We start from the raw sequence: 19,417 nt of genomic DNA, 5'->3' as shown, positions 1-19,417 counted from the left end.
GGCCGCCTCGCCGCCGGAGCGCACCACAGGAGGACCGTGTCCGCGAACGATCACCTCATCGCCGACATCATCGCAGCGCAGCAACGCCTGCAGGACCTGTTCATGCAGGATCGGGCCGACCCGCTCTTCGACTCGAACCTCACGATGCAACAGCTCAAAGTGCTCATGCTGCTGCGCCGCCTGGGCGACACCTCGGGCCGGGAACTGGCCGGACTCATGAGTGTGAGCCTCGCCACCCTGAGCGGCATGGTCGACCGCCTCGTCGCCCACGACCTGGCCACCCGCACCGAGGACCCCCACGACCGCCGCGTCCGCCGCATCACCCTCAGCCCCCACGGCCGCGACGTCGTCGACAAGATCGCCAACGCCGGCGCCGACCTCCAGCTGAGGCTGCTCAACCGCCTCTCCGAAAGCGAACTCCACGCCGTCCGCGACGGCATCCAAGCCATGATCCGCGCCGCCTCCGAAGAGGCCGCCCCCAAACCTCAGCGGAAAGAAGCACTTGGCGCACTCCGTGACGATTGAAGGGTTTGTCAGCTGTCGAGCGCCGTAGTGCCCAGCTCCATGCGAACGATCTCGAGGAATTCCTCGTACGACTCGCGCATCTTGACCTGGTCCTTCCGCACATATGCCGCAACGGCACGCCGCCGGTTCTCGCGAGCGGCCGGACTGCCGAACGCCTCGACGGCGATCTTGGACTCCATCGACATGCGCACACGTTCACCCTTGGGACAGGTGCTGTCGACTTCGCTCAGCTTGTCCAGTTCGCCCCCTTGCCGGTAGCCCAGCCGCTATTGCTCAGTGCGGAACTTTCCGCCAGCCGCTCGACCTGGCCCCGGGTCTGCGAACCGGTCAGCCGGGTGAAAAGGATTCCGGCGCAGCCCGACGCCGCTGCCGCGACGGGCGCTATCCAGCCTGCTGCCATGGTCGGAGGATCGCGCCGACGCAATCGCTGAGGCAACCGGCCGGCAAGAAGCGGCGACGTGCGTGAAGGGGGCCGCCTCGTCACCGCGAGGCGTTCGTACCCGGGGAGGGTTGAGTACGGGGACTCATCCCGGCCGCCGGCGGCTGCGGAAGGCTCGTCGGCATGGCAGACAACAAGCGGATCATCGGGTGGACAGCGGCTCTTGTGGCCGGCAGCGGCGCGGCCTACGCGGCGCTGCTCGGGTGGGACACGGAGCGCGATCTCGACCCGGTGACCAGCCATTCCAGTGGGCCGTACGAGGCGTGGCAGGTGGTTGCGCTGGCGCTGATCATCGGGGCGCTGGGCTTCGCCGCCGGGCGGGCGGGGCACGCGCGGCTCGCGACGGCGACGCTCACGGTCACCGTCACGGCGGCTTTCGTGCTGGTGGCGGTCGGTGAGGCGGAGGGCGACGGGCTGTGGCCGGTGGGTGCGGCGCTGGTGCTGCTGGGCACCCTCGCGGGCACCTTGGTCACCACCCAGCTGGGCCGGGCCACCGCCCCGCAGCCCGTCCCCGTGAGCTGAGCCCGGCGCGCCGCACGCGCCCGGCCGGCGAGCTGAGCGCGCCCATCAAAAGCAGCCCGATCAGGCGAGCCCGAGCTCCCGCGCCGCGATCAGAACGTCATTGCTGATCGTCGTGGGTGACGGCGCGGTCGAGATGGCCCACTCCGGGTCCTTGAGGCCGTGCCCGGTGACCGTGCAGACGACCTTCGCCCCGGCCGGGACCTGCCCGGCGGCGGCCTGCTGGAGCAGCCCGGCCACGCTGGCCGCGCTGCCCAGCTCGACGAAGACGCCGACCTCGCGGGCGAGCAGCCGATAGGCGTTGAGGATGTCGCGGTCGGTCACGGCGGAGATGAGACCGCCGGAGGAGTCGCGGGCGTCGAGCGCCTTGGTCCAGCTGGCCGGGTTGCCGATGCGGATGGCGGTCGCGATGGTGGACGGCTGCTCGACGACCTGGCCGGTGACGATGGGCGCGGCGCCGGCGGCCTGGAAGCCGTACATCTTGGGGAGGATCTTGCTGTTGCCCGCCGCGTGGTCCTCCTGGTAGCCCATCCAGTAGGCGGAGATGTTGCCCGCGTTGCCGACCGGGAGGCAGTGGATGTCGGGCGCCGTGCCCAGGGCCTCGACGATCTCGAAGGCGGCCGTCTTCTGCCCGTGCAGGCGGAAGATGTTGACCGAGTTGACCAGGGCGACCGGGAAGTCCTGGGACAGCTTCGAGGCGAGCGCCAGGCAGTCGTCGAAGTTGCCGTTGACCTGCAGCAGCTTGGCCCCGTGAACGAGGGCCTGGGCCAGCTTGCCGAGCGCGATCTTGCCCTGCGGGACGAGGACGGCGCAGGTGATGCCGGCGCGGGCGGCGTAGGCGGCGGCCGACGCGCTCGTGTTGCCGGTGGAGGCGCAGATGATGGCCTTGGCGCCCTCCTCGACGGCCTTCGACACGGCCATGGTCATGCCACGGTCCTTGAAGGAGCCCGTCGGGTTGGCGCCCTCGACCTTGAGATAGACCTCGGCCCCCGTGCGCTGGGACAGCACCGGGGCGGGCACGAGCGGCGTGTTGCCCTCGTGCAGCGTGACGACCGGCGTCTTGTCGGTGACCGGGAGACGGTCACGGTAAGCCTCGATAAGTCCGCGCCACATGGCCTTTTCCTCTCAGCGGGTCCCGACCAGGATGCCGCAGGGCACCGAATAGCGAGACCATCGGTCCAACATGCGGGATCAGGCCCCGCCTTCGACCCGCAGGACCGAGGCGATCGACCGTACGATCGGCAGCCCCCGCAGCTCGTCGACGGTGGCCTGCAGGTTGGCGTCCGGCGCGCCGTGCGTGACGACGACCAGCGTCGCGTCCTCGTCGCGCCCCTGCTGGCGCACCGTGGCGATGGACACCTCGTGCTGCGCGAAGACGCCGGCGACCGTGGCGAGCACACCCTGCCGGTCGGCGACGTCGAGGCTGATGTGATAGCGGGTGACGGCCTCGCCGATGGGACGGATGGGCAGGTGGGCGTACGCGCTCTCGCTCGGCGCCCGGGTGCCGCTGAGCCGGTTGCGAGCCGCCGCCACGATGTCTCCGAGCACGGCGCTCGCGGTCGGGGTGCCGCCGGCCCCGCGGCCGTAGAACATCAGCTGACCCGCGGCCTCGGCCTCGACGAAGACGGCGTTGAACGCGTCGCCGACGCTGGCCAGGGGGTGCGTACGCGGAATCATCGCCGGATGCACCCGCACGCTGACCGACTCCGCGCCGCTCGAGTCGGGCCCGCGCTCGGCGATGCAGAGCAGCTTGATCGTGCAGCCCATCTCCTTGGCGCTGGCCATGTCGCCGGCCGTCACGCCGGTCATGCCCTCGCGGAACACGTCGGCGGCCGTCACCCGGGTGTGGAACGCCAGCGAGGCCAGGATGGCGGCCTTGGCGGCGGCGTCGAAGCCCTCGACGTCGGCGGTCGGGTCGGCCTCGGCGTAGCCCAGCTCGGTGGCCTCGTCCAGCGCCTCCCCGAAACCGGCGCCCGACGAGTCCATCGACGACAGGATGAAGTTGGTCGTGCCGTTCACGATGCCGGTGACCCGGGTCACGCGGTCGCCGTGCAGCGACTCGCGCAGCGGGCGCAGCAGCGGGATCGCCCCGGCGACCGACGCCTCGTAGTAGAGGTCGGCGTCGCCCTCGGCCGCGGCGTCGTGCAGCGCGGCGCCGTCCTCGGCGAGCAGCGCCTTGTTCGCCGTGACGACGCTCTTGCCGGCCCGCAGCCCCTCGGTGAGCCAGGTGCGGGCGGGCTCGATGCCGCCCACCACCTCGATGATCACGTCGACGTCGTCCCGCTTGACCAGGCCCAGCGCGTCGGTGGTGAAGAGCGCCGGGTCGACGGGCAGGTCACCCCGCTCGCGGCCGGGCCGGCGGACCGCGATGCCGACCAGCTCCAGCGGCGCCCCGATCCGGGCCGTCAGGTCGTCGGCCTGGTCGTGCAGGAGGCGTACGACCTCGCTGCCGACCGTGCCACAACCGAGCAGGGCGAGGCGGACCGCAGGCTTACCAGAGCTCATCCCACATCCAATGCGAGCAGATCGTCTTCGGTCTCCCGGCGCACGATGACCCGGGAGGCACCGTCGCGCACCGCGATCACGGGCGGCCGCGGCACATGGTTGTAGTTGCTGGCCATGCTGCGGCAGTACGCTCCCGTGCCGGGCACGGCGACAAGATCTCCGGGCTGAACGTCGGCGGGCAGGAATTCATCCTTCACGACGATGTCCCCGGACTCGCAATGCTTTCCCACGACACGGGCCAGGATCGGCGGTTCGTGTGACGCACGTCCCGCCACGGTGGCCGAGTACGACGCGTCGTAGAGCGCCGTCCGGATGTTGTCACTCATGCCGCCGTCGACGCTCACGTACGTGCGGATGCCGTCGACGTCCTTGACGGTGCCCACCTCGTACAGGGTGAAGACGGAGGGACCGACGACGGCCCGGCCGGGCTCGATCGAGAGCTTGGGCTTCCGCAGCGCGGCCATTTCGCACTCGCCCTCGACGATCTTGTTGATCCGCTTCGCGAGGTCGGCGGCCGGGGAGGGGTCGTCCTGCGTGGTGTACGCGATGCCGAAGCCGCCGCCCAGGTCCAGCTCGGGCAGCTCGACGCCGCGCGCGTCCCGGATCTGCGCCTGCAGCTCCAGCACCCGCCGCGCCGCGACCTCGAAGCCGGACGTGTCGAAGATCTGCGACCCGATGTGCGAGTGCAACCCCCGGAGATCAAGGACACCCTCATCGAGTACGCGCGTAGCCGCCTCGAACGCCGCCCCGCCCGCCAGCGAGAAGCCGAACTTCTGGTCCTCGTGCGCCGTCGCGATGAACTCGTGCGTGTGAGCCTCGACACCGACCGTGACGCGGATCAGCACGGCGGGACTGGTCCCCGCCTCCCGCGCCAGCGCGGTCAGCCGGTCGATCTCGTGGAACGAGTCGAGCACGATCCGCCCGACGCCGGCCTCGAGCGCGCGGCGCAGCTCGGACACGGACTTGTTGTTGCCGTGGAAGCCGATCCGCTCCGCCGGGAAGCCCGCCGCCAGAGCCACGGCCAGCTCACCGCCCGAGCACACGTCGAGGAAGAGCCCCTCCTCGGCGACCACCCGCACGACCGCCTTGCACAGGAACGACTTGCCCGCGTAATAGACGTCCGCGTCCGCGAAGGCACCCACGAACTCCCGGCAGCGGCTGCGCAGGTCGTCCTCGTCGAGGAAGTACGCGGGCGTGCCGTACTCCTCGGCCAGGTCGAGCACGCTCACGCCGCCGACCTCCAGGGCCCCGGCCTGGTCGCGGCGCACGGTCCGCGGCCACAGCTGCGGCACGAGGGCATTGACGTCTTCCGGGGTACGCAACCAGGCCGGCCCGCGCGTGCCGAGCTCACCGTGCAGCGCTCCCGCCTCATGTGCGCGCATGTCTTACATCCTCTCCGGCGCGGACACACCGAGGAGTCCCAAACCGTTCGCGATCACCGTTCGGGTGGCGTCGTTCAGCCACAGGCGGGCCCGGTGCAGGTCGTTGATGGGTTCGTCCCCCATGGGAGTCACCCGGCACTTGTCGAAGAAGCGGTGGTAGTCGCCGGCCAGATCCTCGAGATAACGCGCCACCCGGTGCGGCTCGCGCAGCTCGGCCGCACTGCCCACCACGGCCGGGTATTCGCCGAGCGCCTTGAGCAGGTCGTTTTCCTTCTCGTGGGTCAGCAGCTCGGGCTTGAAGTCGCCGGGCTCGCCCCGGGTGAGGCCAATTGATGCGGCTTGCCGGGCCACGCTGGCGGACCTGGCCGCGACATATTGGACGTAATAGACAGGGTTGTCGCTCTTGGCCCGGGTCCACAGGTCGATGTCGATGTCGATCGGGCTGTCGCTGGAGTAACGGGCCAGGGCGTAGCGGGTGGCGTCCACGCCGAGGGCGTCGACGAAGTCCTCCAGGGTCACGACCGTGCCGGCGCGCTTGCTCATGCGTACGGGCTCACCGTCGCGCACCAGATTGACCAGCTGGCCGATCAGGATCTCCAGGTTGACCGCCGGGTCGTCGCCGAAGCACGCCGCCATGGCCTTCATCCGGCCGATGTAGCCGTGGTGGTCGGCGCCCAGCATGATCACGACCTGGTCGAAGCCGCGCTTGCGCTTGTCGAGATAGTAGGCGCAGTCAGCGGCGAAGTAGGTCCAGTCGCCGTCGGACTTGCGCAGCACCCGGTCCTTGTCGTCGCCGAACTCGCTGGTCCGCAACCAGGTCGCGCCCTCGGACTCGTAGACGTGGCCCTGCTCGCGCAGCCGGTCGAGCGCCTCCTGCAGCTCACCGCGGTCGTGCAGGTCCTTCTCGTTGAAGTACGTGTCGAAGCGCACGCCGAAGTCGGCCAGCGACTGCTTGATCTCGGCGAACATGAGCTCGACGCCCCGCTCGTGGAACGTCCTCAGATCGGCGTCCGGCCGCTCGGCGACGATCGTCTGCGCGATCTCCGCGATGTAGGCGCCGCCGTAGCCGTCCTCGGGGGCCGGCTCGCCCTTCGCCGCCGCGTACAGGGAACGGGCGAAGCGGTCGATCTGGGAGCCGGCGTCGTTGAAGTAGTACTCCGTGCCGACGTCGGCGCCCGACGCGCGCAGCAGGCGGGACAGCGCGTCGCCCACGGCCGCCCACCGCACGCCGCCGATGTGCACGGGGCCCGTGGGGTTGGCCGAGACGAACTCGAGGTTGATGCGCCGGCCGCGCAGGCGGTCGGTGTGTCCGTATTCACTGCCGGCGGTGATGATGTCGCGGGCCAGGACGCCGGCCGCGGCCGCGTCGAGCCGGATGTTGAGGAAGCCGGGGCCGGCGATCTCGACCGACTTGATCCCCGGCTGCCCGCCGAGCTCCTCGGCGAGGGCCGCGGCGAACTCACGCGGCTGCACGCCGGCCTTCTTGGCCAGCTGCAGCGCCATCGTCGAGGCGTAGTCGCCGTGCTCGGGGTTGCGGGGACGCTCCACCGTCGTCGTCTCCGGCAGCAGCGAGACGTCGAGGCCGCGGGTGACGAAAACGGCACGCGCAGCTGTGAGAACGGTGGCAGCGAGGTCAGCGGGAGTCACTGAGCCATGCTATCCGGGTAGACTTTGGCGCCCGGCGGCGTGTCCAGGCTCCTGCGCGGGCCCGGCGCGACCTTCCCCATGAATTGACGAGGCACGATGTCCATGAGCACCCCGGGGCCCGAGCGGGTTCCCTCCACCGTCAAGGTCGGCAAGACCTCCGGTCAGGGCAAGCCGCCCACCGGCCCGAAGAAGACGCCGCCCAAGGGTGGCCGTCCCGCCGGCAAGGGTCCGCAGGGCAAGGGCCGGAAGGTTCAGCCCGTCAAGGTCAGCGGCGGCCGCAACTGGGGGCCGATCGCGGTCGCCGGCGTCGTCGTGCTGATCGCCGCCGGCATCATCGGCTATGGCATCTTCGCCTCGGCCAAGGGCAGCGCCACCTGGGAGGAGCGGGCCGCGGACATCTCCGGCATCGTCGACTACCGCGCCCAGAAGAACGCGAAGATCGACTCGCGCAACCACGTCGAGGGCGCCCAGACGTACGTGACGAGCCCGCCCGTGGGTGGCGACCACAACGCCACGTGGCAGAACTGCATGGGCGACATCTACACCGAGCCCATCGCCAACGAGCACGCGGTGCACAGCCTCGAGCACGGCGCGGTCTGGGTCACGTACAAGCAGGGTCTCGCCCAGGACCAGATCGACAAGCTCGCCGCCAAGGTGCAGGGCAAGGACTACATGTTGATGAGCCCCTATGCCGGGCTCGACAAGAACATCTCCCTGCAGGTCTGGGGCTACCAGCTCAAGGTCGACAACGCCGACGACGCCCGCATCGACGCCTTCATCAAGGCCCTGCGCCTCAACGCGACGATGGAGCCCAACGCGGCCTGCTCCGGCGGCAACACGACCACCGGCCCGCTGACCGCCGCCGCCGGCAACGGCACGACCATGGGCGGATGATGACCGTCTCCACGGACCAGGACGCGGTCACCGCGCCGGTCAACGGCTCGGCCCCGGAGCGCACCCGCCGCTTCGGGGCGGCCTGGCTCGCCGCCGTCCTCGTCTTCGGCCTCGTGGTCGGCGCGGCCGGCGGCCTGCTCGTCCCCCGCCTCTTCGGCACGCCTGGCGACGACTCGGTCGAGGCGGGCTTCCTGCGCGACATGAGCACCCACCACGCCCAGGCCGTCGAGATGTCGATGATCGCCCACGCCGCTTCGACGAACAGCGACATCGTCACCCTCTCGGGAGACATCGCCCTCACCCAGCACGGCCAGGTCTCCACGATGCTGGCCTGGCTGCGCGAGTGGAACCTGAGCCCGACCGGCTCGCAGGACCCGATGACCTGGATGCCCGGCTCCGAGGGCTCGGTCCGGAACGGCCTCATGCCCGGCATGGCCACCCCGTCGCAGCTGGCCGACCTCCGCAAGGCCGCCAGCCCCGACCTCGACATCCAGTTCCTGACCCTCATGCGCCAGCACCACCTGGGCGGCATCCACATGGCCCAGGAAATCATCGGCCTGTCCGACAACAAGCAGGTCACCGATCTGGCCCAGACAATGGTCGCCGGCCAGCAGAGCGACCTCAACCTGATCGACGACCTGCTCGCCAAAATCCAGAAGTCCTGAACTCCCGCGTACGCCACCCCGCGCGCACGCCCCCGCAGCCGCCCGCGCCTCCCCGCGCCGGCGGCTGCGCCGTTTCCCGGCCCGCAGCCCTCGCCGTCACCCCTGCCGCGCTTTGGCTGCCTCGGGTGCTTGCCGAGCGGGCCGGCTCACCCCCGGTGGCCAGCCCGGGGCGGCTGAGCCGTCCCGGACACTTTGGCTCGGGCGCCGGCAGTGCCAGACTCGAGCGCCGTCCGCCCGGCACGGGAGGTGCGAGGCCCGGCAGCGCCGAAGAGGGCCGGACCCGCGGAGGACTTCGCAGCGTCGAGCACGCCGGGCCGCCATGCAAAACGCCACCATCAGGGCGTGACCTGATGGTGGCGTTGGAAGCCAGCGAAGAATATGTGCCCCCGGCAGGATTCGAACCTGCGCTTTCGCCTCCGGAGGGCGACGCTCTATCCCCTGAGCTACGGGGGCTCAGTGAGGGAAACTCTAGCAGGCCACCCCGGATGCCTGCGAACCGGATGCGGGCGCGCCGCATCCTTACTGCTCACAGCCACCTGCGGGCCGAGTCCGCGCAGTCCGCCGGGTCGGGGCCGGCCCACTCCGGGACACAAGCTTGATCAGCGCTTCTCGATCCGGATGAGCAGTATAGCGAACGTTCTCTATATGACAGTCGGCCATCAGCACGTTGCTTTCCGGCTACATACGTCCGAACACTGGGGCTGTCGGAGAAGACGCGCTCACGAAGGAGCGGCGATGGTCACCTCATGGCACGACATGCCGACCGGCAGCCGGACAGCGACGCTGGAAGCACTTCGCCGATACGAATTGCCGGATCGAGCGCTGCCTCTCTGCCCAGAGCGCCTACCGTTTGAAGGAATGCCGGCCGACCTCATGGAGCGGGTGGTCGAGCGCGCGGTCTCCACGCCTGAACGCCGCGGCCGGCTCACCGATGCGGTGCGGGAAGTGCTGGGCACGGCCGGCTCCAACGGCGGGCCGCACGTGGTCATCGAGTCGCACATCGACCTGACCTACCTGGATGACGACCTCGCCGGTGGACTCGTCGCCGCGGGCTTCGAGCCGGATGATTTCGCCCTGATGGAGCCGCCGCAATACGTACGTCACTTCACGCAACAGTTCGTGTGCACGACGCGCGACCGTGCCGCGGCTGTGCACGAGATACTGGCGACCGCCAACGCAACAGCGATACGTCTGATCGACGAGCACCCCGTTGCGTCGGGTTATGTGGAGACCGAGGTCTACCGCAGTGAGTACAGCAGCCGATATCAAGCCATGGAGCTTCCGCTCGCTGCCCTTGACCAGTTTCCTGCCGAGCAGCTTCGGTTCACGATGCGCGCCGTTCCGCGGTCGGCCGCGGAAGCCGCGATCACGGGCATGCCGCTGCAGGCAAGACGCGCCGCGGACATCCACGCGAAGATCCCCGGCCGGTTCCCGGAGCGGTCCTGGCACACAGCCGCCGACCTGATCCAGGAACGGCGGGCCATGCGACCCGGCGCCGAGCAGGCGCTCGTCGACAGGCTCGTCGACGCCGGGTTCTACGAGATCGTCTCGCAGGCGGGAAACTTCCTTTTCAGCGCCCACTTCGCCGACATGACGGAGGCGAACCAGGCCTTTCACGCGCTTGACGCGTTCGCCACCCGGGCGGGCGGCCTGACCGGCCTGGTGCGCGAAGGTTGTTCCGGACTCTGGCGAAAGCCAAGCGTGTCACATGGAGAGACAATTCTGGCCGAGGTCCCTCCGTTACTGTCCTCGTCGTGGGAGACCATTCGGATCCGGGATCTGGCGAGCAGCGGCGCGTGACGCCGGCGGACAACGTCACTGCGCCGGAGGAGGAATTCGAGATGGCCGCCGGCCCTTCGGTCTTCATCTCCTACTCATGGGACAGCGACGACCATCGCACGTGGGTGGCGGCGCTTGCGGAAAGGCTTCGCACGGACGGTATCAACGTTCGCCTGGATCAGTGGTACATGCGCCCGGGGGACGACATTCCCACCTTCATGGAAGTCGCCGTGCGGGAATCCGAGTTCGTCGTCATCATCTGCACTCCCCAGTTCAAGACGGCGGCGGACAACCGGACAGGCGGCGTCGGTTACGAGAGCCAGGTACTGAGCGGCGAAGTGTTCGCGCTGGCCAACGGCCAGAAGGTGATCCCGGTGCTGCGCGCCGGGTCCTGGGCCGAAGCGGCACCGTCGTACGCTCTTGGCCGCTGGTACGTCGACATGAGTTCCGAACGGAAGGCGGACCAAGGTTACACCTTACTGAAACAGACACTCTTCGGCCGATTCACCGGCACCGACAGCACCGCCCCGCTCACCACCGCGGTAACCGTCGGAAACCGGGAGCGCCGACCGGTGATCATCGCGCATTTCCTCGATCACTACGTCCTCGAACTGTCCGGGTACGGGGTGTCGGGCCCTACGTTCGATCGCCAGACAGCCACCGAGGCGGCTCTCGCCTTCCGCGTGGCCCTGCTCGCCGCGGACCAGGTTCTCGTCCCTGCGGTATCGTTCTTTCAATCCCCGCTGTGCCGACGCATCGTCACCCGGTTCCGTCCATTTTTCGACATGGGCATCATCAAACTCGTCGGCGATGCGTACGACTGGCGCGAGTTCCGGCTCAATCGGCTCCAGGAATACTCTCCCGGGAGCCGTCAGTACGACATCTATGACGGCCTACGCCGAGTCAGAGGGCCGCTGCCCGCCTTGGCGGGAACCGATCAGAACACCACCGAGGCGCTGCACGAGGAATGGCGAAGCTTCGCGAGCGCATCCGCCGGCACGCCACGCCGTGCCGTCGATCTTGCCCGCTCGTTGACCGGGTTACCGGTCGAGCCTGTCACCATCGACGTGACCGACGTCGTGGATGTCCTCGGTCCGGCTGCTTTCGTGGGCGAGAACATCTATCCGGTGCTTTTCGCCCGCTACGACCCCGTCCTGCTCGGTCGCCTCTCGGCGCTCGTCTGCTCGATGTTCTTCCGGGTCATGTCCCGGGATCATCGCGCCACGCTGATGGAGGACATGACCTACATCCGCGGCATGCGGCCCGCCACGGGTGCCACGGTGCTGTCCTACCGCACGTTCCTCCGCGCTCTGCGTCTCGATGAGGAGTTGTGGCGGGAGGTGCGCCGGTCGGAACCGTTGGATCTACTCCGCCTGCAACGAGACTCGCGCATCGACGAGCTCTGCCGGGAAAGCTACCGGGTCAGTGCCTGACGCGAAGCCGACTTCCGTCGCCGTCACGGGATTCGTCGCTTTCGACCACCCGATGCTGGTCCGGGAGCTGCCGGACCGGGACACGGGCGCACTGGTGGACGACCGTCTGGCTGATCCGTGGCCACGACTCGGCGGAAGCGCGGCGAATGTCGCTCGCGCCGCCGCTTCGATCCTCGGGGACGCCACCGTGGTGAGCGGAGTGGGCGATGACAGCGCCGGCGTCCGGGCCCGCGCCGAGCTTGCCGAGGCGGGTGTCCGCACGGACGGCTTGGCCACCAGTCCGGGCCGCACGGCGTCATCCTGGCTCTTCCACGATCTCGGCGGCGGCTCGATGTCGTTCCTGGATCCGGGCGTCCTCTCCACGTGGCGTCTCACAGCGGCGCAGTTGCGCGTGCTGGACAGCGCTTCGTGGATATGTCTGACCGCTGGGCCGCCCGATGTGACAGACGCGGTGCTCGACCGGGTGGGTGGGCGGACACGGGTGCTGTGGCTGGTGAAGGCCGATCCTGGGTGTTTTCCGGACACGTTGAGAGCTCGTCTGCGCGCCCGTGCCGACGTGGTGGTGCTGAACCGCGCCGAGCGCGATTTCGCCGGCCTCACAGGACCGCCACGGAAAGCCGTCGTGATCACTGACGGCACAGGACCGGTGCGATTCGGGCACGCGGGACGCTGGGCTGTGCAGTCGGTCTCCCCCGTCGCCGTCGCCGACCCGACCGGCGCCGGGGACGCGTTCACCGGCGCGCTGGTCGCCGCACTGGCCGCTACGCAGGGCAGCGCCCTCGCCGCCGCGGTAGCCACCGCCCGGCTGAGGACCGCGGAATTCCTGGCAAGCCGGGCGGGAAGCGGTTGAGAGACCGGTCAGGAGGTGGCAGCGTGGCGCCGGTGCGGCAAGAGGCTCCGGGCGGCCGAGGCCACCGCGGGCCAGAGCGGTGGCTTGCTGACGCACGCCTTCTCGGAACGACCGTCGATGGAACCGTCGGCGTCATAGGTGTGGGTGATGAAGAGCGTGCCTTTGCGCCGATCGAGGATGTGCTCGGCGATCCCCTGCAGGGAAGGGTGCAAGGGTTGCCGCAAGAATTCGGCGGGCGTCATCCAGACGAGCTCGCCCTCGTCGGTTTGATGGGGCTCACCCGATGCGGAGTCCGCCGAGAAGTGATAGATCAGCCAGTTGTGCGGCTCGTCGGGGACCGGGGTCAGGTCGAGCAACACAGCTTCGAGCCTCATGTTGGTCACTGACAGCCCGGTCTCTTCGACCACCTCGCGCTGAGCTGCGGTGAAGGGATCCTCGTCGGGCTCCACCTTGCCGCCGACGGGATGCACGACGTTGGCCGCATACTTCCGCGTCGCGGATCGCCGCAGCACGAGCAGACGCCCGCCGCGTCTGATGAAGACGTTGGCGCAGACGATCTGATGGTGGACGGGGTTCGGCTTTCCGGTCACTGTCGCTTCCTCCGGGCGGGATCGCCGTGCCAGACGATGGATGTTCCGAAGATGGGAGCACCGTAGTCGCGCCGGGAAGGACGAGGCCAGCCCGACACCCACCCGAGCACTGCCGGATATATGACGGATCACCGGCCCGCGGGCTCCGGCCCCTGAGTGTCAGGATTCACAGCGGCGAGGCCGCCCGCGCTGCCGGCACGAAGGCGGCCGGCAATCTCCGCTTCATCGTCGCAGGGTTCGGCCCGCGCATTCGCGTGGCGGTTGCCGAAGCTCGGCGTCAACGCTCAAGTCCGGAGGTTGCGGGCCGATCTTGGTGGCCATGGCGGAGCACTTCATCGACCTGGGCAACCAGGTGCTGGGCGGGATCATCGGCCCGCATGCCGTGGTGCCGGGGTGGGCGGTCGTCGCGTGGCTCGTGGTCGTCTTCGCGGGGATTCTGGTGCCGGGGATCCAGGCGAAGATGGCGGCCGGGGACGACGACAAAGGCTGACATGCCGGGTCCGGTGGGGGCACCGGACCCGGCATGTCGGTGTCACGCCGCGGGCGGCGTGACCTTGAGCGTCATCAGCGGGATGAGACCAGTGATCTGGGTCTTGACCTCGATCTTGACGCCCGCGCCGGCCACCTTGACCGAGCTCTGCGGGTTGAGGGCGCTGTAGTAGCGCAGCGGGTCGGAGTCGTCGAAGACCGGGATGGCCTTCGACGACGGGACCGTGACCGGGACGCCGTTGCGGTGCAGCGTGATCTTGTCGGTCTTCTGCAGGCCGAACGTGGCGTCGAAGGGCTGGCGGCGATTGCTGGCCAGGGTGCCGTCCGCGAAGACGATCGGCGCCGGGCGGGCGTCGACCGGCAGGGTCAGGCCGGTGCCCGGGTGGCGGCTGGTGTTGTTGTTGCCGACCGCCGGGTTGACGTACCAGACCAGCAGGCCGTCCTGGTAGGGGAACCGCTCGGCCCAGTCGGGCTTGCTGTCGGCCCAGCCCCAGTTGTACGGGCCCAGCTTGAGCGTCTCGTCATAGCCCGTGTAGGTCCGGTACTCCGCCGCGTAGTAGGAGCCGTCGGCCAGCGGGACGACCACGGCCTCCGGGAGCGCGCTTGTCTCGGCGAGCGCCGCCGACCCGAGGGTCACGAGCTTGCTCTTGCCCGGGTTCACGGTCACGAAGGTGGACCAGCCCAGCCAGATCTTCTCCCACGCCCCCATGTAGCCGGGCGTCGAGCCGATCGTCGGAGAGCCGCGGCCCAGCCAGGAGCCGGAGGACATGAGCGTCCAGAAGCCGGTGCCGTTCTCGCCGCCGGCCGTGTCGTACAGGTCGGGCAGGCCCAGGTCGTGGCCGTACTCGTGGGCGAAGACACCCAGCCCGCCGTTCTCCGGCTCGGTCGTGTAGTCGCCGATCCACATGCCGGTGTCGCCGATCTGCACGCCGCCCGCGAGGTTGCCCGCCGGGCCCGCGGTGCCGGCGAGGTTGCTGAACGCGTACCACCGGTGGGCCCAGATCGCGTCCGGCCCCTCGGCGCCGCCGCCGGCCTCCTCGCCCGCACCGGCGTGGATGGCCTGGAAGTGGTCGACGTAGCCGTCGGGCTCGTTGAAGTTGCCGTCCCCGTCGAAGTCGTCGCGGTCCCAGACGTCGAACGTCTTCAGGTACGCCTTGATCTCCTCCGGCGTCTTGCCCGCGGCGACCTGCGAGTCGTACCAGGCCGTGGCACTGTCTTGGATGAAGTTCCAGTAGCCGTCCGACTCGGCGATCTCGTTGCTGCCGTAGCGCGCCTCGTTGTAGGGCACCTTCACCCAGTCCGAGACGTCGCCGCCGACCGTGTACCGGCCGCCCGACTGCTTGTAGTAGAAGTTCGTCATCGACTCCTTGTTCTTCGCGAACAGGAGCTGTTTGTAATAGGACGGGCTGAAGTCCGGCGCCCAGATCGTGGTGTTGTCGTCGGTCGCGTCGCCGTTCCAGTCGCGGTCGGGCGCCGGAATGGTGTTGTGCACCGGCCCCGGCGTGCCGCCCGCGGCGGGATAGACCTGATCGCCGAACTCGACCAGGAAGGTCAGGATCGGGTCGGTCTTGGTCTCCTTCTTGCGATACTCGACGAACTTGTTCGCGCCGAGCTTGATGACCTCGGAGCCGTTCCGCTGCTCGGTGCCGGTCTGGCCCGAGATCAGCTTCCGCAGCGCCTCGGTCCGCTCCGCCTCCCGCTCCTCGCCCAGCGGGTGCGGCAGATTGTCCTCCCCGAGCGACGCCTGCGGCTCGGCCTCGGCCGCCGTCGGTGCCGCATGCGCCGGACCCGCCGCCGGTCCGCCCAGAACCACCGCGAACGCAGCGGTCCCGGCCAGTATCTTCCTCTTCACGAGGGGTGCTCCCTTCCCCGGACAAGCCCTTCCCCGCGCGCAGGGGTGGGTGCACGGGGACCGGACTGATCGCACGCTCGCCGACCCCCGTTTCGAGCCGGCGACGCCGCCATAAAATCTCACGCATTTGCATGCGGCGATACGGCCGCGTGCGCGGATGGTCAGGCTTGTCCAGGAAGGAGAGTTGGTGCGCGCGATGGATCTTGACCCCGCGGGGCCGGGCCCGCCCTTGCGCCCACCCACCGTCGTGCCCCAGCCCGCGACGAATCCCCATGTACGGGCGGCAAGTAACTGAAGAACCGGGCCCACCGCCGCCCGCTGGGCGCGACCCACCCGCCGGCCCAGCTACATGAACGCGACCCCCGCGAGCATGCAACTCACCCAGCTTCGGGCAGCCCTACGGCGACCACATCGGGGCTGGTGGCACGTCGGCGGTCAGGCGACGGTGACGGGGGCGTGGGCGCGGGCCGCGTTGGTGCTTTTGATCATTTCGCCGGTGGTGGGGTAGGTGGCGGGCTCGGGCCAGCCCGACGGCTCCCACAGCGACCCCCGCTTGATCGACTGGGAGCAGTGCAGGAACAGCTCGTCCACCTCGACCTCGATGCCGATCGGCGCGTCTGTCCACTCGGGATCGCGGTGCAGCGCCGCGCGCCCGTTGACGCGCAGGGTTTCCAGGTGGCCGGGGACCATGAAGAGGAGGCCGACGTCCGGACACTGAAGAATGTTGCGGAGGCTGTCGAGGCGGCGGTTGCCCGGGCGGTCGGCGAAGGCGAGGCGCTGAGGGTCCAGGACGACCGCGGCGCCCGCAGGCTCGCCGCGCGGGGAGACGGTGACCTGGCCGTCGGGGCGGCGGGTGGCCAACAGGAAGAAGGTCGAGGCCTGGATGAAGCGGCCGCTGGCCTCGTCGATGACGCTGATGGCCTTGTCGCGGATGAAGGGGTGGGGCTCCTCGACGAGCTCGCGGAGTTCCGCCTCGGTGGTGATTCTCATCGGGCATCGCCGGAGCGGTGGCGGCCGATGGGGACGATCATCGGGGTCCGGGAGACGGGATCCGGGACGACGCGGCAGCGCATGCTGAAGACCTCCTCGACGACGGACTCGGTGAGCACTGCGCTGGGCTCGCCCGCGGTGACGACGGCGCCGGATTTCATGACGATCAAGTGGTCAGCGTAACGGGCGGCGAGGTTGAGCTCGTGAAGGACCATCACGACGGTGGCGCCCTCGGCCTCGTTGAGGTCGACGAGGAGGTCGAGGACCTCCACCTGGTGGGTCACGTCCAGATAGGTGGTGGGCTCGTCCAGGAGCAGGATGCCCGTACGCTGCGCCAGCGCCATGGCGATCCACACGCGCTGGCGCTGGCCGCCGGAGAGCTCGTCGACGCCCCGGGCGGCCAGCTCGAGGGTGCCGGTGGCCGACAGCGCGGCAGCCACGGCGTTGTCGTCGTCGGCGGTCCAGCGGCGGAACATGCCCTGGTGCGGGTGGCGGCCCCGGCTGACCAGGTCGGTGACGGTGATGCCGTCCGGGGCGATCGGGCCCTGCGGGAGGATGCCCAGCTTGAGCGCGACCTCCCGGCTCGGCGCCGCGTGGATGGACTTGCCGTCGAGGAGCACGGCGCCGGCCGACGGTGGCAGGAGCCGGGCCAGGCCGCGCAGGAAGGTCGACTTGCCGCAGGCGTTGGGGCCGACGATGACGGTGACCTTGCCCCGGGGGATCTCCAGGGTGAGGTCGGTGACGACGCGCCGGTCGCCGTAGCCGAGGGAGAGCCCCTCGGCCTGCAGGGTGGACGGTGCGGGCACGGTCATCCTCCTCGTCCGGTGCGGTTGGCCGTGGCGAGCAGCCAGAGCAGGTAGGGCGCCCCGACGACGCCGGTGATCACGCCGGCCGGGTAGGGGGTGCCGCCGACCAGGTGGGCGCCGATGAAGTCCGCGGCCAGGACGACCACGGCCCCGATCAGGCCGGCGGGCAGCAGGGTGGGACGGCCGGTCCCGATGAGGCGTACGGCGATGGGGCTGGACATGAACGCCACGAACGCCACCGGCCCCGCGGCGGCCGTGGCCACGCCGGCCAGGCAGACGCCCACGACGAGCAGGGCGAGCCGGTTGCGCTCGACGTTCATGCCGAGTCCCTTGGCCACGTCGTCGCCGAGCTGGAGCCCCGCGACGGCGCGGCGCAGGATCAGCGCGGCGGGCACCAGGATCAGCATGGCCACCGACAGGGGCTTGACCTGGTCCCACGTACGCCCGTTGAGGCTGCCGACGAGCCAGATGAGCGAGTCCTGGGCGGTGCGCACGTCGGCCCGGGTGAGCAGGAACGACGTGACGCTGGCGAGCGCCGCCCCGACCCCGATGCCGACCAGGACGAGCCGGTAGCCGCCGACGCCCTGGCGCCACGAGAGCACGTACACGAGGGCCGACGTGAGCAGCGCGCCGCCCAGCGCCATGGCGGAGGCGGTCAGGCTGCTCACCGACAGGATCGCGATCGCGAGGACGGCCGCCGAGCTCGCCCCCGCCGTCACGCCGATGACGTCGGGGCTGGCCAGCGGGTTGCGTACCAGTTGCTGGAAGATCGCCCCGGCCAGGCCGAACGCGAGCCCGACCAGCACGGCCACGACGGCCCGGGGCAGGCGCAGCGTGTGGACGATGTAGTCGACCTGCGGCGGCGTGGGCTGCCCGAGCAGGGACCGCACGATGTCCGGCAGCGAGATCTGGAACGAGCCGTAGGACAGCGACAGCGCGAAGAGCGCGACGACAAGCGCGAGCAGGATCAGCGAGACGACCCGGACGCGCCGGGTCTCGCGGCGGCGCTCGGCCACCACCGGGGACGCGGTCACAGCTCCGCCAGCCGCTTGCGCCGGGCCAGCGCCACGAAGATCGGCGCACCGATCACGGCGGTGACGATGCCCACCTGGACCTCGCCCGGGTTGGCGATGACCCGGCCGAGCACGTCGGCCAACAGCAGGAGCAGAGGAGCGAACAGCATCGAGTACGGCAGGAGCCAGCGATGATCGGGACCGGTGATCATGCGCGCGACGTGCGGGACGACGAGTCCGACGAAGCCGATCGGCCCCGCCATCGCGGTCGCCGTGCCGCACAGAAGGACGACGGCGATCGCGGCGATGACCCGGGCCGTGGCGACGTTCTGACCGAGCGAGGCGGCCACGTCGTCGCCGAGCGCCAGCGCATTGAGCGAGCGCGTCGAGGCCAGCGCGATGACGATGCCGACCGCCACGAAGGGCAGGCCCTGCAGCGCGATGTCCATGCCGCGCCCGGCGAGCGAGCCGACCTGCCAGAAGCGGAACTGGTCGAAAGTGGCGACATCGGTGAGCAGCACGGCCGTGGTCAGGGAGGTGAGGGCGGCCGACATCGCGGCACCGGCGAGGGCGACCTTGACGGGCGTCGCGCCGCCGCGGCCCAGCGAGCCGATCGTGTAGACGACGACCGAGGCGACCGCCGCCCCGGCGAAGCCGAGCCAGACGTAGCCGGTCAGGCTGCTGATGCCGAGGACGCTGATGCCGAAGACGACGAAGAGGGCCGCCCCGGCGTTCACGCCGAGGATGCCCGGGTCGGCCAGCGGGTTGCGGGTGACGGCCTGGATCACGGCGCCGGCCAGACCCAGGGCGGCCCCGGCGAGCAGGCCGACCACCGTACGCGGGATGCGCGACTCGGTGATGATCAGATGCTGGCCGTTGTCGGGGTTCGGGTGGAAGAGCGCGTCCATCACCGTCCCGAACGGGATGTGCTGGGCGCCCACCGTGAGGCTGAGCAGTGCCGCCGCGGCGAGCGCCGCCGCGCTCACCACGAGTCCCGTGGAGAGCGCGGCGGTGCGCCGGACGCGAGTGTCCGGCATCG

At 69.9% G+C, this 19,417-nt stretch carries 19 protein-coding genes and 1 tRNA gene; 8 read left to right on the top strand and 12 right to left on the bottom strand.

Annotated features, from left to right (window positions below; genetic code table 11):
* Positions 1–36: 36 nt before the first annotated feature.
* A complete protein-coding gene (locus tag RAN62_RS36990; protein ID WP_305789526.1) occupies positions 37–525 on the top strand; it encodes a MarR family winged helix-turn-helix transcriptional regulator in 489 nt (162 codons plus the stop codon).
* A gap of 8 nt (positions 526–533) precedes the next feature.
* On the opposite strand, the gene RAN62_RS36985 is transcribed toward RAN62_RS36990, so the two are convergent.
* Positions 534–710, bottom strand: coding sequence for a hypothetical protein (locus RAN62_RS36985; RefSeq protein ID WP_305789525.1), 177 nt, complete (start codon positions 708–710; stop codon positions 534–536).
* A gap of 377 nt (positions 711–1,087) precedes the next feature.
* Between RAN62_RS36985 and RAN62_RS36980 the strand changes: the two genes are divergently transcribed.
* Entirely contained in the window at positions 1,088–1,486 is a 399-nt protein-coding gene (locus RAN62_RS36980; RefSeq protein ID WP_305789524.1) for a hypothetical protein, read from the top strand.
* A 60-nt stretch (positions 1,487–1,546) separates the two neighbouring features.
* Here the strand turns inward: RAN62_RS36980 and thrC are convergent, their stop codons facing one another.
* The 4 genes from thrC to argS all read right to left on the bottom strand — a co-directional run bounded on the left by thrC (position 1,547) and on the right by argS (position 7,017).
* Positions 1,547–2,596, bottom strand: coding sequence for a threonine synthase (gene thrC, locus RAN62_RS36975; RefSeq protein ID WP_305789523.1), 1,050 nt, complete (start codon positions 2,594–2,596; stop codon positions 1,547–1,549).
* A 78-nt stretch (positions 2,597–2,674) separates the two neighbouring features.
* Positions 2,675–3,988, bottom strand: a complete 1,314-nt coding sequence (locus tag RAN62_RS36970; RefSeq protein WP_305789522.1) for a homoserine dehydrogenase — start codon at positions 3,986–3,988, stop codon at positions 2,675–2,677.
* The gene (lysA, locus tag RAN62_RS36965) at positions 3,985–5,370 is read right to left on the bottom strand and encodes a diaminopimelate decarboxylase (RefSeq protein WP_305789521.1); all 1,386 of its coding nucleotides are present in this window, start codon (positions 5,368–5,370) and stop codon (positions 3,985–3,987) included. Before lysA ends, RAN62_RS36970 begins: the two co-directional genes overlap by 4 nt.
* Before the next feature lie 3 nt (positions 5,371–5,373).
* A complete protein-coding gene (gene argS / locus RAN62_RS36960) occupies positions 5,374–7,017 on the bottom strand; it encodes an arginine--tRNA ligase (protein WP_305789520.1) in 1,644 nt (547 codons plus the stop codon).
* A gap of 96 nt (positions 7,018–7,113) precedes the next feature.
* Between argS and RAN62_RS36955 the strand changes: the two genes are divergently transcribed.
* Both RAN62_RS36955 and RAN62_RS36950 read left to right on the top strand, forming a co-directional pair.
* Positions 7,114–7,911, top strand: a complete 798-nt coding sequence (locus RAN62_RS36955; protein WP_305789519.1) for a thioredoxin-like domain-containing protein — start codon at positions 7,114–7,116, stop codon at positions 7,909–7,911.
* Complete coding sequence (locus tag RAN62_RS36950; protein WP_305789518.1) at positions 7,908–8,576, top strand: DUF305 domain-containing protein; 669 nt, start codon at positions 7,908–7,910, stop codon at positions 8,574–8,576. Before RAN62_RS36955 ends, RAN62_RS36950 begins: the two co-directional genes overlap by 4 nt.
* A 381-nt stretch (positions 8,577–8,957) precedes the next feature.
* On the opposite strand, the gene RAN62_RS36945 is transcribed toward RAN62_RS36950, so the two are convergent.
* A tRNA-Arg gene (locus RAN62_RS36945) sits at positions 8,958–9,029 on the bottom strand.
* Positions 9,030–9,311: 282 nt separating this feature from the next.
* Between RAN62_RS36945 and RAN62_RS36940 the strand changes: the two genes are divergently transcribed.
* Genes RAN62_RS36940 through RAN62_RS36930 form a run of 3 tightly spaced genes read left to right on the top strand, consistent with a single transcriptional unit; the run spans position 9,312 to position 12,638 of the window.
* Entirely contained in the window at positions 9,312–10,376 is a 1,065-nt protein-coding gene (locus RAN62_RS36940) for a hypothetical protein (RefSeq protein ID WP_305789517.1), read from the top strand.
* Complete coding sequence (locus RAN62_RS36935) at positions 10,331–11,788, top strand: toll/interleukin-1 receptor domain-containing protein (RefSeq protein WP_305789516.1); 1,458 nt, start codon at positions 10,331–10,333, stop codon at positions 11,786–11,788. Before RAN62_RS36940 ends, RAN62_RS36935 begins: the two co-directional genes overlap by 46 nt.
* 52 nt (positions 11,789–11,840) lie before the next feature.
* Positions 11,841–12,638, top strand: coding sequence for a carbohydrate kinase family protein (locus tag RAN62_RS36930; RefSeq protein ID WP_305789515.1), 798 nt, complete (start codon positions 11,841–11,843; stop codon positions 12,636–12,638).
* 8 nt (positions 12,639–12,646) lie between these two features.
* On the opposite strand, the gene RAN62_RS36925 is transcribed toward RAN62_RS36930, so the two are convergent.
* Positions 12,647–13,228 carry an NUDIX domain-containing protein gene (locus RAN62_RS36925; RefSeq protein WP_305789514.1) on the bottom strand — a complete coding sequence of 194 codons (582 nt, stop codon included), beginning with the start codon at positions 13,226–13,228 and terminating at the stop codon, positions 12,647–12,649.
* Positions 13,229–13,547: 319 nt separating this feature from the next.
* Between RAN62_RS36925 and RAN62_RS36920 the strand changes: the two genes are divergently transcribed.
* Positions 13,548–13,718: a hypothetical protein gene (locus RAN62_RS36920; protein WP_305789513.1), complete on the top strand. Its 171-nt coding sequence runs from the start codon at positions 13,548–13,550 to the stop codon at positions 13,716–13,718.
* A gap of 42 nt (positions 13,719–13,760) precedes the next feature.
* Here the strand turns inward: RAN62_RS36920 and RAN62_RS36915 are convergent, their stop codons facing one another.
* The 5 genes from RAN62_RS36915 to RAN62_RS36895 all read right to left on the bottom strand — a co-directional run bounded on the left by RAN62_RS36915 (position 13,761) and on the right by RAN62_RS36895 (position 19,415).
* Complete coding sequence (locus RAN62_RS36915; protein ID WP_305789512.1) at positions 13,761–15,569, bottom strand: immune inhibitor A domain-containing protein; 1,809 nt, start codon at positions 15,567–15,569, stop codon at positions 13,761–13,763.
* 435 nt (positions 15,570–16,004) lie between these two features.
* A complete protein-coding gene (locus RAN62_RS36910) occupies positions 16,005–16,559 on the bottom strand; it encodes an MSMEG_1061 family FMN-dependent PPOX-type flavoprotein (protein ID WP_305789511.1) in 555 nt (184 codons plus the stop codon).
* Positions 16,556–17,371: an ABC transporter ATP-binding protein gene (locus tag RAN62_RS36905; protein WP_305789510.1), complete on the bottom strand. Its 816-nt coding sequence runs from the start codon at positions 17,369–17,371 to the stop codon at positions 16,556–16,558. The genes RAN62_RS36910 and RAN62_RS36905 overlap by 4 nt, the downstream gene beginning before the upstream one ends.
* Entirely contained in the window at positions 17,368–18,399 is a 1,032-nt protein-coding gene (locus tag RAN62_RS36900) for a FecCD family ABC transporter permease (RefSeq protein ID WP_305789509.1), read from the bottom strand. The genes RAN62_RS36905 and RAN62_RS36900 overlap by 4 nt, the downstream gene beginning before the upstream one ends.
* Positions 18,396–19,415, bottom strand: coding sequence for a FecCD family ABC transporter permease (locus RAN62_RS36895; RefSeq protein ID WP_305789508.1), 1,020 nt, complete (start codon positions 19,413–19,415; stop codon positions 18,396–18,398). Before RAN62_RS36895 ends, RAN62_RS36900 begins: the two co-directional genes overlap by 4 nt.
* Positions 19,416–19,417 lie beyond the last annotated feature (2 nt).

It is taken from the genome of Symbioplanes lichenis, from assembly GCF_030709675.1.
Taxonomy (GTDB): domain Bacteria; phylum Actinomycetota; class Actinomycetes; order Mycobacteriales; family Micromonosporaceae; genus Actinoplanes; species Actinoplanes lichenis.
This window is presented reverse-complemented; position numbering and strand designations above follow the sequence as displayed.

Bases quoted from the DNA above. Each gene is read 5' to 3' on its own strand.
- RAN62_RS36985 (WP_305789525.1), bottom strand. From the start codon at position 710: ATGTCGATGGAGTCCAAGATCGCCGTCGAGGCGTTCGGCAGTCCGGCC.
- RAN62_RS36980 (WP_305789524.1), top strand. From the start codon at position 1,088: ATGGCAGACAACAAGCGGATCATCGGGTGGACAGCGGCTCTTGTGGCC.
- thrC (WP_305789523.1), bottom strand. From the start codon at position 2,596: ATGTGGCGCGGACTTATCGAGGCTTACCGTGACCGTCTCCCGGTCACC.
- RAN62_RS36970 (WP_305789522.1), bottom strand. From the start codon at position 3,988: ATGAGCTCTGGTAAGCCTGCGGTCCGCCTCGCCCTGCTCGGTTGTGGC.
- lysA (WP_305789521.1), bottom strand. From the start codon at position 5,370: ATGCGCGCACATGAGGCGGGAGCGCTGCACGGTGAGCTCGGCACGCGC.
- RAN62_RS36955 (WP_305789519.1), top strand. From the start codon at position 7,114: ATGTCCATGAGCACCCCGGGGCCCGAGCGGGTTCCCTCCACCGTCAAG.
- RAN62_RS36950 (WP_305789518.1), top strand. From the start codon at position 7,908: ATGATGACCGTCTCCACGGACCAGGACGCGGTCACCGCGCCGGTCAAC.
- RAN62_RS36940 (WP_305789517.1), top strand. From the start codon at position 9,312: ATGGTCACCTCATGGCACGACATGCCGACCGGCAGCCGGACAGCGACG.
- RAN62_RS36930 (WP_305789515.1), top strand. From the start codon at position 11,841: ATGCTGGTCCGGGAGCTGCCGGACCGGGACACGGGCGCACTGGTGGAC.
- RAN62_RS36920 (WP_305789513.1), top strand. From the start codon at position 13,548: ATGGCGGAGCACTTCATCGACCTGGGCAACCAGGTGCTGGGCGGGATC.
- RAN62_RS36910 (WP_305789511.1), bottom strand. From the start codon at position 16,559: ATGAGAATCACCACCGAGGCGGAACTCCGCGAGCTCGTCGAGGAGCCC.
- RAN62_RS36905 (WP_305789510.1), bottom strand. From the start codon at position 17,371: ATGACCGTGCCCGCACCGTCCACCCTGCAGGCCGAGGGGCTCTCCCTC.
- RAN62_RS36895 (WP_305789508.1), bottom strand. From the start codon at position 19,415: ATGCCGGACACTCGCGTCCGGCGCACCGCCGCGCTCTCCACGGGACTC.